17 protein-coding genes are annotated in these 16,135 nt (G+C 63.0%); 8 read left to right on the top strand and 9 right to left on the bottom strand.

Annotated elements, in window-relative coordinates; all coding sequences use genetic code 11:
• Positions 1 to 50: 50 nt before the first annotated feature.
• Genes GEV39_RS05915 through GEV39_RS05895 form a run of 5 tightly spaced genes read left to right on the top strand, consistent with a single transcriptional unit; the run spans position 51 to position 4,127 of the window.
• Positions 51 to 857: an alkaline phosphatase family protein gene (locus tag GEV39_RS05915; RefSeq protein ID WP_173887870.1), complete on the top strand. Its 807-nt coding sequence runs from the start codon at positions 51 to 53 to the stop codon at positions 855 to 857.
• Positions 836 to 1,684 carry an ABC transporter permease gene (locus GEV39_RS05910; RefSeq protein ID WP_173887869.1) on the top strand — a complete coding sequence of 283 codons (849 nt, stop codon included), beginning with the start codon at positions 836 to 838 and terminating at the stop codon, positions 1,682 to 1,684. The genes GEV39_RS05915 and GEV39_RS05910 overlap by 22 nt, the downstream gene beginning before the upstream one ends.
• Positions 1,674 to 2,468 (top strand): ABC transporter permease, encoded by a 795-nt coding sequence (locus GEV39_RS05905; RefSeq protein ID WP_173887868.1) that lies wholly within the window; start codon positions 1,674 to 1,676, stop codon positions 2,466 to 2,468. Before GEV39_RS05910 ends, GEV39_RS05905 begins: the two co-directional genes overlap by 11 nt.
• Position 2,469: 1 nt before the next feature.
• Positions 2,470 to 3,459: an ABC transporter ATP-binding protein gene (locus tag GEV39_RS05900; RefSeq protein ID WP_173887867.1), complete on the top strand. Its 990-nt coding sequence runs from the start codon at positions 2,470 to 2,472 to the stop codon at positions 3,457 to 3,459.
• 14 nt (positions 3,460 to 3,473) lie between these two features.
• A complete protein-coding gene (locus GEV39_RS05895) occupies positions 3,474 to 4,127 on the top strand; it encodes an HAD family hydrolase (protein WP_029885876.1) in 654 nt (217 codons plus the stop codon).
• A gap of 626 nt (positions 4,128 to 4,753) precedes the next feature.
• On the opposite strand, the gene GEV39_RS05890 is transcribed toward GEV39_RS05895, so the two are convergent.
• The gene (locus GEV39_RS05890; RefSeq protein ID WP_173887866.1) at positions 4,754 to 5,716 is read right to left on the bottom strand and encodes an NAD(P)H-quinone oxidoreductase; all 963 of its coding nucleotides are present in this window, start codon (positions 5,714 to 5,716) and stop codon (positions 4,754 to 4,756) included.
• 143 nt (positions 5,717 to 5,859) lie between these two features.
• On the opposite strand from GEV39_RS05890, the gene GEV39_RS05885 reads away from it, so the two are divergent.
• Positions 5,860 to 7,941, top strand: a complete 2,082-nt coding sequence (locus GEV39_RS05885) for a carboxy terminal-processing peptidase (protein ID WP_173887865.1) — start codon at positions 5,860 to 5,862, stop codon at positions 7,939 to 7,941.
• 96 nt (positions 7,942 to 8,037) lie between these two features.
• On the opposite strand, the gene GEV39_RS05880 is transcribed toward GEV39_RS05885, so the two are convergent.
• From GEV39_RS05880 to GEV39_RS05845, 8 genes are all read right to left on the bottom strand, one after another.
• A complete protein-coding gene (locus GEV39_RS05880) occupies positions 8,038 to 8,406 on the bottom strand; it encodes a hypothetical protein (protein ID WP_009686241.1) in 369 nt (122 codons plus the stop codon).
• Complete coding sequence (locus GEV39_RS05875; protein WP_054890369.1) at positions 8,403 to 8,741, bottom strand: helix-turn-helix domain-containing protein; 339 nt, start codon at positions 8,739 to 8,741, stop codon at positions 8,403 to 8,405. The genes GEV39_RS05880 and GEV39_RS05875 overlap by 4 nt, the downstream gene beginning before the upstream one ends.
• Positions 8,742 to 9,024: 283 nt before the next feature.
• A complete protein-coding gene (locus tag GEV39_RS05870) occupies positions 9,025 to 9,642 on the bottom strand; it encodes a Fic/DOC family protein (protein ID WP_173887864.1) in 618 nt (205 codons plus the stop codon).
• Entirely contained in the window at positions 9,639 to 9,809 is a 171-nt protein-coding gene (locus tag GEV39_RS05865; protein WP_173887863.1) for a YhfG family protein, read from the bottom strand. The genes GEV39_RS05870 and GEV39_RS05865 overlap by 4 nt, the downstream gene beginning before the upstream one ends.
• 78 nt (positions 9,810 to 9,887) lie before the next feature.
• The gene (locus GEV39_RS05860) at positions 9,888 to 10,328 is read right to left on the bottom strand and encodes a YkvA family protein (protein WP_173887862.1); all 441 of its coding nucleotides are present in this window, start codon (positions 10,326 to 10,328) and stop codon (positions 9,888 to 9,890) included.
• Between the two features lie 289 nt (positions 10,329 to 10,617).
• Positions 10,618 to 11,382: a BamJ family beta-barrel-assembly machinery protein gene (bamJ, locus tag GEV39_RS05855; protein WP_173887861.1), complete on the bottom strand. Its 765-nt coding sequence runs from the start codon at positions 11,380 to 11,382 to the stop codon at positions 10,618 to 10,620.
• Between the two features lie 193 nt (positions 11,383 to 11,575).
• Positions 11,576 to 12,508: a pca operon transcription factor PcaQ gene (gene pcaQ / locus GEV39_RS05850; protein ID WP_173887860.1), complete on the bottom strand. Its 933-nt coding sequence runs from the start codon at positions 12,506 to 12,508 to the stop codon at positions 11,576 to 11,578.
• Between the two features lie 10 nt (positions 12,509 to 12,518).
• Complete coding sequence (locus tag GEV39_RS05845) at positions 12,519 to 13,448, bottom strand: helix-turn-helix transcriptional regulator (protein WP_173887859.1); 930 nt, start codon at positions 13,446 to 13,448, stop codon at positions 12,519 to 12,521.
• 414 nt (positions 13,449 to 13,862) lie between these two features.
• On the opposite strand from GEV39_RS05845, the gene GEV39_RS05840 reads away from it, so the two are divergent.
• Both GEV39_RS05840 and GEV39_RS05835 read left to right on the top strand, forming a co-directional pair.
• Positions 13,863 to 15,203 carry an MFS transporter gene (locus GEV39_RS05840; protein WP_009686232.1) on the top strand — a complete coding sequence of 447 codons (1,341 nt, stop codon included), beginning with the start codon at positions 13,863 to 13,865 and terminating at the stop codon, positions 15,201 to 15,203.
• 203 nt (positions 15,204 to 15,406) lie between these two features.
• Positions 15,407 to 16,117: a fumarylacetoacetate hydrolase family protein gene (locus GEV39_RS05835; RefSeq protein ID WP_173887858.1), complete on the top strand. Its 711-nt coding sequence runs from the start codon at positions 15,407 to 15,409 to the stop codon at positions 16,115 to 16,117.
• Positions 16,118 to 16,135 lie beyond the last annotated feature (18 nt).

Here is a 16,135-nt window from a genome sequence, read left to right as displayed (position 1 = left end):
GCAACTTTCAGCTTTCAGCTAGAACCGCCTGCAGCTCATTGGGAGCCACCATGCAACACAACGTCATCCTGGTCCTGCTCGACGGCCTCAACTACCAGGTCGCCCACCATGCCATGGGCCACCTGCACGCTTATGTCGAAGCCGACCGCGCCGCGCTGTACCGTGTGGAATGCGAATTGCCATCGCTGTCACGGCCGTTGTACGAGTGCATCCTCACCGGCGTAGCGCCGATCGACAGCGGTATCGTGCACAACGGCGTCAACCGCCTGTCCAACCAACGCAGCGTGTTCCACTACGCGCGCGAGGCCAACCTGGGCACGGCCGCAGCGGCCTATCACTGGATGAGCGAGCTGTACAACCGCGCGCCTTTCGACCCGCAGCGCGACCGCCATACCCACGCGCCGAAGCTGCCGATCCAGCACGGGCTGTTCTATTGGGACGACCGTTACCCCGACTCACACCTGCTGGCCGACGGCGAGTACCTGCGCCGGCGGCACGCCCCGAACTTTCTGCTGCTGCACCCCATGAGCATCGATGATGTCGGGCACCACCATGGCCTGGACAGCAGCCAGTACCGCAATGCCGCGCGCAGCGTCGACATCCTGCTGGCCGACTACCTGCCAGGCTGGCTCGAAGAGGGCTACCAGGTACTGGTCACTGCCGACCACGGCATGAACAACGACCGCTCGCACAATGGCTTGCTCACCGAGGAACGCGAAGTGCCGCTGTTCGTCTTTGGCGAAGCCTTCAGCCTTGACCCGGCCGCCAAGCCACAGCAGACCGAGCTATGCGGCACCATCTGCGAGCTGCTGGGCGTGGCGCACGACAAAACGGTATGCAGGGAGTTGCTCAAGTGAACCGCAGCCGCTACCTGGCCTTGCTGTGCCTACTGCCGTTCGCGGTGTTCTTCGTCATCTTCCAGATCGCCCCGCTGGCCTGGGTGGCGATCAACAGCGTGCAGTCGGAAGCCGGCTGGGGCCTGGCCAACTTCAGCAAGGTGTTCACCTCTAAGTTCTACCTGCAGGCACTGCAACGCAGCCTGGAGATCAGCTTCTGGTCAAGCCTGTTCGGTATCGTCATCGCGACCCTCGGTGCTTATTCGCTGCGCCAGGTAGACTCGAGGCTGCGCGACTTCGTCAGCGCTTTCGCCAACATGACCAGCAACTTCGCCGGGGTGCCGCTGGCCTTTGCCTTCATCATCCTGCTCGGTTTCAACGGCGCACTGACCCTGCTGCTGAAGCAGATCGGCCTGCTGGAAGACTTCAGCATCTATTCCAGAAACGGCCTGATCCTGGTGTACACCTACTTCCAGATCCCGCTGGGCGTGCTGCTGCTGTACCCGGCATTCGACGCGCTGCGCGAAGACTGGCGTGAATCGGCGGCACTGCTGGGCGCCAGCCACTGGCAGTTCTGGCGGCACATCGGCCTGCCGGTGCTGACCCCGGCCCTGCTGGGCACCTTCGTCATCCTGCTGGCCAATGCCCTTGGCGCGTACGCCACCGTGTACGCGCTGACCACTGGCAACTTCAACGTACTGCCGATCCGCATCGCTGGCCTGGTGGCCGGGGACATCAGCCTCGATCCCAACCTGGCCAGCGCGCTGGCAATGGTCCTGGTAGGGCTGATGACGCTGGTCACGGTGGTGCACCAATGGCTACTGAAACGGAGCTACCATGCGCGCTGAAACCCGTGCCGGCGGCTGGTACCACCGCGCCGTGGTCTACCTGCTGTTCCTGATTTTGCTGTTGCCCCTGGCCGGCACCCTGCTCTACTCGCTGGCCACCAGTTGGTCGGCCAGCCTGCTGCCCAGCGGCCTGACGTTCAAGTGGTACCTCGCGCTGTGGAGCGAACCCCGCTTCCTGGCGGCGTTCGGCCAGTCGCTGCTGGTCTGCGTGGGGGCGCTGCTGCTGTCGGTGGTGCTGATCCTGCCCCTGTTGTTCGTGGTCCACTACCACTTCCCCAGGCTCGACGGGCTGATGAACATCCTGATCCTGCTGCCCTTCGCGGTACCGCCGGTGGTGTCGTCGGTAGGGCTGCTGCAGCTGTACGGCAGCGGGCCGATGGCCATGGTCGGCACGCCGTGGATCCTGATCGGCTGCTACTTCACCATCGCCTTGCCGTTCATGTACCGGGCCATCACCAACAACCTGCAGGCCATTCACCTGCACGACCTGATGGACGCAGCCCAGCTGCTCGGCGCCAGCACCTGGCAAGCCGCACTGCTGGTGGTGCTGCCTAACCTGCGCAAGGGCCTGATGGTGGCGCTGTTGCTGTCGTTCTCGTTCCTGTTCGGGGAATTCGTGTTCGCCAACCTGCTGGTCGGCACCCGCTACGAGACCCTGCAGGTGTACCTGAACAACATGCGCAACAGCAGTGGCCACTTCAACAGCGCGCTGGTGATTTCCTACTTCGCCTTCGTGCTGATATTGACCTGGGTTGCCAACCGCCTGAACAAGGACAAGACCTGACATGAGCTTCGTCAGCGTACAGCAATTGCACAAGAGCTATGCCGGCAACCCGGTTTTCGAGAACATCGACTGCCACATCGAGCGCGGCGAATTCGTCACCCTGCTCGGCCCCTCCGGGTGCGGCAAGTCCACGCTGCTGCGTTGCATCGCCGGGCTCACCCCGGTGGACCGCGGGCAGATCCTGCTGGACGGCCACGACATCGTGCCGCTGAGCCCGCAGCAACGCGGCATCGGCATGGTGTTCCAGAGTTACGCGCTGTTCCCCAACATGACCGTGGAGCAGAACGTTGCCTTTGGCCTGCGCATGCAGAAGGTCAAGGCCGAGGAAAGCCAGCGGCGCGTGCGCGAGGCACTTGACCTGGTCGAGCTGGGCACCTTTGCCGGGCGCTACCCGCACCAGTTGTCGGGCGGCCAGTGCCAGCGCGTGGCCTTGGCCCGCTCGCTGGTCACCCGGCCACGCCTGCTGCTGCTCGACGAGCCGCTGTCGGCACTGGATGCACGTATCCGCAAGCACCTGCGCGAGCAAATTCGCGCGATCCAGCGCGAACTGGGGCTGACGACCATCTTCGTCACCCACGACCAGGAGGAGGCGCTGACCATGTCTGACCGTATCTTCCTGATGAACCAGGGGCGCATTGTGCAAAGCGGCGATGCCGAAACCCTTTACACTGCGCCGGTGGACCTGTTTGCCGCAGGCTTTATCGGCAACTACAACCTGCTTGACGCGGACAGCGCCAGCCGCCTGCTGCAACGGCCGGTGGCCTGCCGCCTGGCGATCCGCCCGGAATCCATCACCTTGGGCCTGGCGGGTGAGCGCGACGCCGAGGTACGCAGCCATAGCCTGCTGGGCAACGTGATCCGCTACCGCGTTCAAGTGCGTGGCGTGGAACTGGTGGTCGACGTACTCAACCGCTCACCGGCCGACCTGCATGCAGACGGGCAACGGGTGAGTCTGTCGATCGACCCCTCGGCGCTACGCGAAGTGGCCTAAGGAGATGCAACACCATGGCATTGGCAATTTTCGATCTGGACGAAACCCTGATCCACGGCGACTGCGCGTCGCTGTGGAGTGAACAGATGGCCCGCTTGGGCTGGGTCGATGGCAAGGAATTCCTGCGCCGCGACCATGAGCTGATGGAAGCGTACGGCAAAGGCCACCTGCAGATGGAGGACTACATGGCCTTCAGCCTGGAGCCGATTGCCGGGCGCACCTTGGAAGAGGTCGAGCACCTGGTGGAGCCGTGGGTTGAAGAGGTGATCGAGCCAATCATCTACGGTGACGCCTGCCGCTGCATTGCCGAGCACCGCAAGCGCGGTGACCGCATCCTGATCATTTCGGCTTCAGGCACGCACCTGGTCGGGCCGATTGCGGCGCGGCTGGGGGTGGATGAGTACCTGGCGATCGAGCTGGAGGCGGTGAACGGGGTGTATACCGGCAACACCCATGGGGTACTGACCTACCGCGAAGGCAAGATTACCCGGCTGCTGGAATGGCTGGACCAGGAGCAGGAGAACCTGGAGGGGGCGAGTTTCTATTCCGATTCGAGGAATGACCTGCCGTTGTTGTTGAAGGTGGATCACCCTTATGCGGTGAACCCGGATGGGGTGTTGCGCGAGCATGCCGAGAAGAATGGCTGGCCTGTTTTGAGTTGGACTTGAGGGCCGTAGGGGCGCTTTGCGCCCCGTTCGCGACACAAGGCCGCGCCTACAGGCAAATGCAACCTCCTGTAGGAGCAACCGTCTTTCTCAAAATTTGAAAAGCCTGTGCGATTCGTTCACCCGCGAAACGGCCAGGCCTGCGGGCCAGTTTCTGCCAGGCATTGTGCATTGCCGGCACCACCGTAAGCGCGGGTGAACCCGCTCCTACATCGATCGATGATACCGGCCCGGCCCCGCAGGGCTACCGGCCACCCCCGCCCGGCGTAGGAGCGGGTTTACCCGCGAAAGGGCCGGGCCTGCGGGCCAGTTTCTGCCAGGCATTGTGCATTGCCGGCACCACCGTATTCGCGGGTGAACCCGCTCCTACATCGATCGATGATGCCGGCCGGCCCCGCAGGGCTACCGGCCACCCCAGCCCGTTGTAGGAGCGGGTTTACCCGCGAAAGGACCGGGCCTGCTAGCCGATTTCTGCCAGGTATTGTGCGTTGCCGGCACCACCGTATTCGCGGGTGAACCCGCTCCTACATCGATCAATGATGCCGGCCCGGCCCCGCAGGGCTGCCGGCCACCCCCGCCCGTTGTAGGGGCCTTGTGTCACGATGGGCTGCTCAGCAGCCCCGGCAACCTCAAGCCAGGCTCGGGTCGATCACCATCACCAACTTGCCCGACACCTGGTTGGTCTCCAACTCGGCATACGCCGCCTGGGCGAACTCCACAGGGTACGTATCGACCAGTTGCGGCGACAAGCGCCCTTCGCTGAACAGCGGCCACACCTGCTGTTGCAAATCGCGCAGCAGTTCGGCCTTGAAGCTGTCATCACGGTTGCGCAGGGTCGAACCGGTGATCCCCAGGCGCTTGCCCAGTACCTGTGCCAGGTCCAGCTCGAACGTGCGGCCGCCCATCAGGCCGATGATCACCCAGCGCCCGTCACGGGCCAGCAGTTTGAGGTTGAGCTCACCATAGCTGGCCCCCACCGGGTCGAGAATCACGTCGAACGGGCCCAGCCCTTCCAGCGCGTCGAGGTTCTGGTTACGCACCACACCACCTGCTGCGCCCAAGTCCTGGCAATAGGCCAGGCGCTCAGCCGAGCCGACGCTGACCCATACCGGGCTGCCAAACGCCTTGCACAACTGAATGGCCGCCGAGCCGACGCCGCTGGCACCGGCGTGCACCAAGACCTTCTCGCCCGCCTTCAGCGCACCAAGCTGGAAGATGTTCAGCCAGGCAGTGGCGTACACCTCCGGCAGTGCAGCGGCTTCATGCAGGCCAAGGCCTTCGGGCACCGGCAGTACGTGGCGGGCGTCGACCACCACTTCCTCGGCCATGGCACCGCTGGCCAGCAGCGCGCAGACCCGATCACCTACGCGCCAGGCTGCGCCAGCGCCCACTTCTTCGACCACACCGGAGCACTCCAGCCCCATGTACGGGCTAGCACCCGGCGGTGGTGGGTACAAACCTTTCATCTGCAGCAAATCGGCGCGGTTCAACCCCGCCGCAGCCACGCGGATGCGCACTTGGCCCGCGTCACAGGTCGGGCGTTCGGCCTCGACCCAGGTCACATGTCCGTCAACGCCTTGCAATGCCTTCACAGTGCCTCCATAGTTGAATCATATGACCGAGCCTGGGATCGTTGTGCCCAGGCTTTTTGCAGTATGCGCCCGGCTCTTCTGGAACCGGCGAACGGAAAAGACGGCCTACTATGCGTGATCAATTGCCCCCACGTCGAATCAGCATGAAGCATTTCCTCCCAAGCACCGCCCTGGCCATGATGATCGGCCTGGGCAGCCTCGCGCTCGGCGGCAATGCAGCGGCCGCCAACAAATGGGACAGCCTGCAGCCCGACCGCGACGAAATCGTCGCCAGCCTCAATGTGGTGGAGTTGCTCAAGCGCCACCATTACAGCAAGCCGCCACTGGATGACGCCCGTTCGGTCATCATCTATGACAGCTACATCAAGCTGCTGGACCCGGCGCGCAGCTACTTCACCGCGGCCGATATCGCCGAATTCGACAAGTGGAAAACGCAATTCGACGATTTCCTCAAAAGCGGCAACCTCGACCCGGGCTTCACCATCTACAAGCGCTACCTCGACCGCGTCAAGCAACGCCTGGACTTCGCCCTGGCCGAGCTGAATAAGGGCGTGGACAAAATGGACTTCACCGCCAAGGAAACCTTGCTGATCGACCGCAAGGACGCGCCATGGTTGAAGGACCAGGCCGCGCTTGACGACCTGTGGCGCAAACGCGTCAAAGACGAAGTGCTGCGCCAGAAGATCGCCGGCAAAGAGCCCAAGCAGATCCAAGAAACCCTCACCAAGCGCTACAAGAACCAGCTGGCGCGCCTGGACCAGACCCGTGCCGAGGATATCTTCCAGGCCTACATCAACACCTTCGCCCAGTCCTACGACCCGCACACCAACTACCTGTCGCCAGACAACGCGGAAAACTTCGACATCAACATGAGCCTGTCGCTGGAAGGTATCGGCGCAGTGCTGCAAAGCGACAACGACCAGGTCAAGATCGTGCGCCTGGTGCCGGCCGGCCCGGCAGCCAAGACCAAGCAGGTGGCACCGGCAGACAAGATCATCGGTGTCGCCCAGGGCAACAAGGAAATGGTCGACGTGGTTGGCTGGCGCCTGGATGAAGTGGTCAAGCTGATCCGCGGCCCGAAAGGCTCGGTGGTGCGCCTGGAAGTCATCCCGGCCAGCAACGCACCGAGCGACCAGACCAGCAAGATCGTGTCGATCACCCGCGAGGCGGTGAAGCTCGAAGAGCAGGCGGCGAAGAAGTCGGTGCTCAAGCTCAAACAGGACGGGCGTGATTACAAGCTGGGCATCATCGAGATCCCGGCCTTCTACCTGGACTTCAAGGCCTACCGCGCCGGCGACCCGGAGTACAAGAGCACCACGCGTGACGTGAAGAAACTGCTCACTGAGCTGCAGAAAGAGAAAGTCGACGGCGTGGTCATCGACCTGCGCAACAACGGCGGCGGCTCGTTGCAGGAAGCCACCGAACTGACCAGCCTGTTCATCGAGAAAGGCCCGACGGTGCTGGTGCGCAACAGCGATGGCCGGGTCGACGTGCTGGAAGACGAAAACCCCGGTGCCTTCTACAAAGGGCCGCTGGCGCTGCTGGTCAACCGCCTGTCGGCATCGGCCTCGGAGATTTTCGCCGGTGCCATGCAGGACTACCACCGCGCGCTGATCATTGGCGGCCAGACCTTCGGCAAGGGCACCGTGCAGACCATCCAGCCGCTCAACCATGGCGAGCTGAAGCTGACACTGGCCAAGTTCTACCGGGTATCCGGGCAGAGCACCCAGCATCAGGGCGTGCTTCCGGACATCGACTACCCGTCGATCATCGACACCAAGGAAATCGGCGAAAGCGCCCTGCCCGAGGCCATGCCGTGGGACACCATCCGCCCGGTGGTCAAACCCGCTGCCGACCCGTTCAAACCGTTCCTGGCGCAGCTCAAGGCCCAGCACGAGGCACGTAGCGACAAGGATGCCGAGTTCACCTACATCCGCGACCGCCTGGCCCTGACCCAGAAGCTGATGAACGAGAAAACCGTCAGCCTCAACGAGCAGGACCGCCGTGCCCGCCACGACGAGATCGAGGCGAAACAACTGGCGCTGGAAAACACCCGCCGCAAGGCCAAGGGTGAAGAGCCACTCAAAGAGCTGAAGAAAGAGGACGAAGACGCGCTGCCGACCGAGGATGAAAACACCAAGCCGGAAGACGACGCTTACCTGGCGGAAACCGGTCGCATCCTGATCGACTACCTCAGCGCCAGCAGCAAAGTGGCCAAGAAGTAAGGCCGCTGGTCGTCGCGACACAACAAGGGCCGGGCATGCAAATGCCCGGCCCTTTCATTTCATGCCTGCCTGGATAAAAACCCGGTGCAGTTGCGATCAGGCGCTTTCGGGGTAGCTGTATTCGAACACCCGCACCACTTCGGAAGCATGCCAAGAAGCGGCCTCCATACCGTCGATCGGGCCGGAAAAGCGCCCCAGGCGCTCTACGCATTCGAAAAAGCCGGTACGCGGCAAGCGGCTGGCCCCCTGGCTGATGACCAGCGAACTGCGCAGCGGTTGCTCGGCACGCGCGTCCAGCACCGCCAGGTATTCCAGTGCAGCGGTCAGTGTCTGCATGGCCGGGCTGGGCAATTGCAAGCGCTCGATCAGCGCTCGGTAAGTCAGCAAGTGGCGTTGACGGCGGGCCAGGTCAAGCTCGCCCAGCAGGTTGTCCCAATGCTGACGGCTGATCCTGACCTGGCTCATGATGGCTCGCTCCAGCCCGCGACCCCCAGGTGCCAGGCCAGGGCACGGCGGATGGCGGCATCCGGGTGGCGTTCGCCTGATTCGATCATGGCCAGGTAGGCCGGGCTGACCCCAACATTGCGCGCCAGTTGTTCAGGCGCGATGCCCTTGGCCTGGCGGATCTGTGCAACTTCACTGAACGCCGGCAACGCTGCAACGGCTGCGGCGGGAGCCGGCTCGCTGGCAGCGGCCTCGGCAGGTGCCTGCCCTGCAGCCTGCAGCAGCGCCTGGTACTGCTCCCAGGGAACCACGGCGTACTCGGGCTGACCGTCGCGGCTGATGACCTGAATACCCATTACAAACCCCTTCAACAAGGATTACAGCATGCAATCCATACGGCCTATCTGGGGGAGCCGGCATAGGCGTTGCGATACAGCGCGGCGACCCTGCCCTTTCATCCAACCGGATGACAGCCAATAGCGAACGGCAATCGGGCTGCTCCCCTTCTGTTATATCTCATTGTAAGAGATTTCCAGCAGGCGTGCTCGAGAGCGAGCATCGCCAGACGAGGTCGGCCTCCAATGAATGTCATCGCCAGTTTGCAATCGTTGAAGCACGCACAGAATCAGAGAACAAGTATCAAGATGGATCGTTGGCTTCCCTGATCGGATCGCCGATACATTGATTGAAGACGAGCTCCAAAGCCTGGTCATTGCCTTGAAAAGACTCGATATTCGCCGCTACCCACTGCTCCTGGCCAACCCTTCCCCAGGTGATCTCGAAACCAGCGTTCACGACTAGCCATTCAAACAGAACACGTTGAGCCCGACCATTACCTTCACGGAAGGGATGAGCGACATTCAATGTTCCATACGATTGAGCAACGGAAACCACGAGCGAATCACGAGAGTAGCCTTCAAACCAGCCCGCCCGCGCCATTCTGGAAAATTCTTTCGCTACCTCTGGCTCGATACGATCCGGTACACAGAAGTGGCTATGGCCCTTGCTGATCTTTACGGATCGAGTTTCTCCAGCCCAACTGTAGATACTGGAAAACAGACAGCGGTGAATTCGTTTTAATGTACCTAGATCGTATGGAGGCTCTTCGAAGTCCAGCTGCGATGCTGCTACCTGGGTGAGGTAACGCTCAGCTTCCGTCAGATCCTCTGCATTGCGCAGATTGAGAAGGTTCTTCAGGACGTCCGTGTCAGGGTAGCAATCAGGGTCTTGATAAACCCCATACTTGTCGTCACTCAAGCTTTGAGTTGCCGCACGGCTTCGCGTGCAGCAGCACGGGCAGGCAACTTTGCTTTGCCTTCGTCTGGCGGCACAATAAAGCCTTCAAGGCGCAGGCTGTTTTCGAAATTCGCAGTGCGATGCTTGGCGAACCACGCTTTTTTGGCGTGCAGGCTTAGCTTATCCATGGGCGAGTCTCTAATGTCTGTAGGTGTCATTGTAGCCGACAGACTCCAAGCCAAGCCAGCTACCCAAAAATTTCGATTTTACCGGGTACTGCGCTCCAGGCGCAGTGCTTCCGGTGTCGCGGGTAGCCGCTCGACCACGCGTAGCCGCTCGGGTGCCTGGCTGTCGCGCCAGGCCCTGAACCGGGCCAGCTCGTCGGCCACGGTTTTCAGTACCCAGCCCAGCACTGCGATGTCGTCGAGGAACCCGACGCCTAGCAACCAGTCGGGGATAGCGTCGATGGGGCTGACGAAATACAGCAGGCCAGCGACGATGGTCACCAGCGCCTTGGGGCTGATGGCGCGGTATTCGCCGCGCCACCATGCAAGGCACAGCGACTGCAGCAATTTCACGTCGTCACGCAACTGGCCAAGGCGTGGGCCTTTGCGCGCCACGGCGAACAGCAAGGCCGGCAACCGGCCACGGCTGAGCAGGCGCTCGGCCAAGGGCAGGAAACGGGCGAAATTCCAGGGTGCGCTCATGGAACCTCCGAGAGGGAAAAGGTTATCCACATTTATTGTGGATAACCTTGTGAACAGGCCACAGTTTCCGACCCTGGGTGCCTGCCAGGCAAGGGCCCCGGTCAGATCGGGCGTTTTTTACACAGTCGTTACAGGCTGTTACTACCAGCGCCGCGAGCGACTTGCGTCAGAAGCGTCCTACTTCTTCACGCTGCATTTCCTCGGACAGTATCAGCACTGGCAGGTTCGTCCAAGCAGCTGAAACGAAAACGCCCCGTCAAGACGGGGCGTTTTCGGCAAACAGCCAGTGTTACTTGGCAGGGGCCTCGGCAGGCGCTTCAGCGGGGGCTTCAGCGTCCGGCTCAGCGCCTTGCAGCTGGGCCGGGTCCTTGATGGCGATCAGTTCAAGATCGAACACCAGTACCGAGTTGGCCGGGATCAGCGGGCTTGGGCTTTGTGCACCGTAGGCCAGTTCAGCCGGGATGAACAGCTTGTACTTCTCGCCAACGTGCATCAGTTGCAGGCCTTCGACCCAACCCGGGATGACGCCGCTCACCGGCAGGTCGATCGGGCTGCCGCGCTCGACGGAGCTGTCGAAGACCTTGCCGTCGATCAGCTTGCCTTCGTAGTGGACCGTCACCACGTCAGTCGGCTTGGGCTGCGGGCCGTCGGCCTTCTTGATCACTTCATACTGCAGGCCCGAAGCGGTGGTGACGACACCCGGCTTCTTGGCGTTTTCCTCAAGGAACTTCTTGCCAGCAGAGGCGGCTTCTTCGCTGGCCTTGGCCAGGCGCTCTTCGGCACGTTTCTGCAGCGAGGTGAAGGCCTCTACCAGCTCTTCGTCCTTGATACGCTGTTCTTTCTTGCCAACGGCGTCTTCGATACCGAGGGCGACTGCTTTGGAATCAAGGTCTTCCAAGCCCTCCTGAGCCAGGCTCTTGCCCATGTTCAGGCCGATTCCGTAGGAGGCTTTCTGCGCCGGGGTCTTCAGCTCGGGGCTGCTGGCCTGTTGATCACAGCCAGCCAGTACCAGGCCAACCAGGGCAACCGCAGCCGCCAAACGATGCTGTTTCATGTCATTTCCTTGTTCATGCGCCATAAGGGCAATCAGGGTAGAAGCCGCGAGCTTATCAGGCGTCCCCAACCCATGGCTACCGGCATAAGAGCCAACAAACAGGGAATAGTTCCACAGCCTTGCGCACGGCCCAAACCCCGTGCGCCTGCCGGTTCAACCTCATGGCGCTGAGTGCCCGGCTGACAGCGCCGGCTCAGGGGTAAACGCCCTCGCGGTACTGCCCGGCCACTTCGCGCAGCACTTCGCATACCCACTGCCCCGCCAGGCTTTGCGGCAGGGCCGCATTGCGACAGATGCCCACCGAGCCACCGGGTTCACGCACACCCAGGTCAAGCTCGACCAACTCGCCACGGCGCAGGTCGAGCAGTACGGCATCGCGCGGCGCCACCCACACGCCGTCACTGCTCAGCAGGTAGCGCCGGCTCAACGCCAGGGACAGCGTTTCCAGGCGCTGCGCCGGCATCTGGATGCCGCATTGCACGAACAGGCTGTCGGCATGCTGGCGGATGGTGGTACCCGCAGGCGGCAAGACCAAGGGGTAACGCCCTACCTGGCCGCGCTCAACGGGTGTGCCGGCCAGCAGTGGGTGACCTGGGCGTACCACCAGGCTCATCGACTCGCTGTACAGGTGCTCGAACGACAAACCCTGGATTTGCGGGCTGTCGGTCATGCGCCCGACCACCAGCTCCAGTTCCCCCAGGTGCAGTTGGCCAAGCAGCTGTGCGCTGACCCCGGTGACTACCCGGATCACCAGCGCTTCATGACGCTGATGCAGGCGGCACAGCACTTCGGGCATGAGCAGGCCCTCGACCGTGGACAGCACGCCGATGCGGACCTGCGACGGCGCCCGTGCCTCGCCGCGCAGGCTGCTGACGCCATCGCGCAGGGCTTGCACGCTGGGCCCGGCATAGCGCATGAAGCGCGTACCGGCCAGCGTCAGCTCGACCCCTTGGCGGCTGCGTGCGAACAGCCGCGTTTCCAGCAGGTCTTCGAGCTCCTTGAGCGTCTTGGAGATCGCCGGCTGACTGATGGCGAGCACGTTGGCAGCCCTGGCCAGGCTGCCCTGCCGGGCAATCTCCAGAAAGCACAGCAGGTGGCGGTACTTGATGCGGGTGTCGAGGTTCATGCCGGCAAGCTTACCGCATCGCCACCTGTGGCGTATCCGGGTCGCGCTGCTGGCGGCGGAACTGCCCGGGTGGCAGGCCGTGGATCTGGCGGAAACGTCGGGAAAAGTAGGCTTCGTCGGCAAAGCCGCACAGCCGTGCCACCTCGCCCACCGGGCGGCTGCCGTTGAGCAGGTAGTTGCGTGCGGCGTGCATGCGCCGCTCCAGCACCAGCTCGCTGAAGGTCTTGCCGATTTCCTTGCGCAGCCAGTGGGTCAAATAGGTGGGCGACAGGTAGGTGGCGGCGGCGACCTTCTGCAGGTTGAGGTCGGGGTCGTCGATATGCCTGCGCAGGTATTCGCTCATGCGGCCCAGCGCCGCACGGCGGCTGAGCTGTGCGGCATTGCTCTCGGCCAGTTCGCGCAGCGGCTCGGCATACAGGCCACAGACCTGGCCGATCAGTTGCAGCAACAGGCCCTTGAGGATTTCGCGGGTGCCGAAGCGGCGGTTGGCATCCAGTACACGCATGCGGTCGAGGACTTGCCGTAACTCGGCAAAGTCGGCCTCGCCCAGGCAAAAGTCGAGGTGCTCCTGAAAGCGGAACGGGGACAGCTCTGGCGCCTGCAGGATCGACACCTCTTCCAGGTCCATCGGGTCACAGGCCAAGTGCGGCAGCAGGAAGGTCTGGGAGAAGTTGATCACCACGAAGTCACTGTTGGCCGGGTGCGGGATCACATGCACCCGGTGCGGCAGGATGAAAGCCAGGGTGTTGCGCCTGAAGGGGCGCTGCACGCTACCGATGTGTTGCACCGTGTCGCCGCCCAGGTTGACCTGGATCTGGAAGTACTCGTGGCGATGTGGCGCTGTCTCGGCGGGGCGGCCGCGCTGGTCGCGGATGTAGAAGTCCATCAGCTCGCTGCGCTGCTGCATGACGTAGGTCGGGACCTCGCGCTTTGGGGGCATTGGGCTTACTCCAGGTTCCAGAATGGCGCTGCCTGTTCCGGCCTCTTCGCGGGCTCACCCGCTCCCACAGGTGCAGCGCAGCCCCAAGCCCGGTGATGATGCTGTGGGAGCGGGCGTGCCCGCGAAGAGGCCGGAACAGGCAATGCAAGTTGTACGATGTCCAAACTCATCAAATTAAACCCGTCTGCAAAAACCTGCGCAACCCTGAGCGCCCACAGCCCTCTAGAAATGCGACACCCAGCAGAAAAACCGGTCAAAACCCCGCCTCCCGATTTTTTTGGACAGTTCAGCCTTACCCCGCCTCCTGTGAAAAAAACGATCTAAAACCGCCGTTGCATTCAGGACGTTGTACGACCACCTTAGTAAAGGGACTGCAGCCCAACCTCTACCAACAACAACAAACGAGGTCGACTCATGTCGAGCACGCCTACCCCCCGCGCCGCGTCATCGTACGCGCTGGACGCGGCCCCTGCCCAGCGTCTGCCCACCCGCCGGCGCTGGTTCATGCTGTCGCTGCTGCTGGTGGCGACCATCATCAACTACGTCGACCGGGTGAACATTTCCATCGCCGCGCCGTTCATGGCCAAGGACCTTGGCCTGGACAAGGTCGAGATGGGCCTGATTTTCTCCGCCTTCGCGTGGACCTACGCCCTGGCCTTGGTGCCGGCAGGCTTCATCGCCGACCGCTTCGGCTCGCGCCTGACCTACGGCGTGTCGCTGATCAGCTGGTCGGCAGTGACCGTGGCCCAGGGCCTGGCCAGTGGCTTTGCCTCGCTGTTCGGCCTGCGCCTGGCGGTCGGTGCCATGGAGGCCCCGGCCTTCCCGGCCAACAGCCGCGCCGTCACCGTGTGGTTCCCCGCCCGCGAGCGCGGCATGGCCAGCAGCATCTACGTGTGCGGCCAGTACCTGGGCACGGCGCTGTTCACTGGCGCCCTGCTGTGGCTGGCGACCACCTACGACTGGCGCCATGTGTTCTACAGCACGGGCCTGGTCGGCATCGTGTTTGGCGTGGTGTGGCTATTCCTGTACCGCGACCCGTTGAACTGCAAGAAGGTCAGCAAGGAAGAACTGGCCTACATAGAGAACGGCGGCGGCCTGGTCAAAAGCAGCCAGCAACGCACCCGTTTCGACTGGCGCCAGGTCGCCGAGCTGTTCCGCTACCGCCAGGTGTGGGCGATCTGCCTGGGCAAGTTCGCCAGCACCTCGGCGCTGTATTTCTTCCTGACCTGGTTCCCGACCTACCTGATCGAAGAGCGCCAGCTGACCTTGATCAAGGTCGGCATTTTCGCGGTCATGCCGTTCATTGGCGCCACGGTTGGCATCCTGCTGGCGGGCATCGTCTCCGACCTGCTGATCCGCAAGGGCTACTCGCTGTCATTCGCCCGCAAGCTACCGCTGGTGGTGGGCTCGATGCTGGGCATGTCGATCGTGCTGGTGAACTTCACCGACTCCAACGTGCTGTGCATCGCCGTCCTGACCCTGGCGTTCTTTGCCCAGGGTATCGCTTCGTCGTCATGGGCGGCGGTGTCGGAAGTGGCGCCCAAGGAGCTGATCGGCCTGACCGGCGGGATTACCAGCCTGGCCGCGAACATTGGCGGCATCGTTACGCCCATCGTGATTGGCGCGATCGTGCAGGCCAGCGGTTCATTCGCCATGGCGTTCTGGTTCATTGGCGCGGTGGCGTTGATGGGGACGCTTTCGTATTCGCTGCTGCTGGGGAAGCTGTACCGCATCGAGCTCAAGACTGCAGCTTGAGATTCCCACGGCCTGTGCTGGCCTCATCGCTGGCAAGCCAGCTCCCACAAGGCCTGCGCAGTTGCCTGGACCTGTGGGCGCCGGCTTGCCGGCGATAGGGCCGGTACAGGTTGCCTGGATAGTCCAACCCAACCCCGCTTTCGTCCAACTTTACCGGCCAGCCCGTGACATACGCTGGCCACCCCAGCAAGGAGGATTGACCCATGACTTACCTGTTCAACCCGCCGGCCATCGTCAGCCTGCCGATCCGCGGCAGCGATGTGCGCTTTCCGGTCGGCCGGGTGTTCTGCCTGGGCCGCAACTACCCATGGCCGGAAACCTACGGGCCGGCGCCACAGGAGCCGGTGTTCTTCATGAAACCAGCGAGCAATGTGGTCGAGGCAGCGGGCGAGCTGCCCTTCCCGCCGCAGACCGACGAGTTCTGCCACGAAATCGAGCTGGTCGCAGCCATCGCCAAGGGCGGTGCCGACATCGCCCCGGAGCATGCCCTGGAACACGTGTTCGGCTTTGCCGCCGGCCTGGACATGACCCGGCGCGATCACCAGCGCAAGGCCAAGGCCGAGGGCCTCCCCTGGGAGGCGGCCAAAGTGTTCGAGGCCTCGGCCCCCATGACTGCCATCGTCCCCGCCAGCGAGTGCGCCTGGCCGCTGAATGCGACGCTGTGGCTGCAGGTCAATGGCCAGGAGCGCCAGCGTGCCCACATCAGCCAGCAGACCTGGGCATTGGCCGAAGTCATCAGCCGGCTGTCCCGCCAGCTGCCGCTACGCCCGGGTGACCTGATCATGACCGGCAGCCCGCCCGGGGTGGCGGCGCTGAACCCAGGCGACACCCTCCACGCCGGCATCGACGGTATCGGCGAACTGCACTTGCACGTCGGCCCCCGCCCTGCCGGGCAAGCCGCCCACGCTGCCTGATTCCCCTGGAGTGAAGAA

It is taken from the genome of Pseudomonas sp. NY5710 (genome assembly GCF_013305665.1).
GTDB lineage: Bacteria > Pseudomonadota > Gammaproteobacteria > Pseudomonadales > Pseudomonadaceae > Aquipseudomonas > Aquipseudomonas juntendi.
The sequence above is the reverse complement of the archived record's forward strand: the minus strand, read 5'-3'. Positions and strand labels throughout refer to the sequence as shown.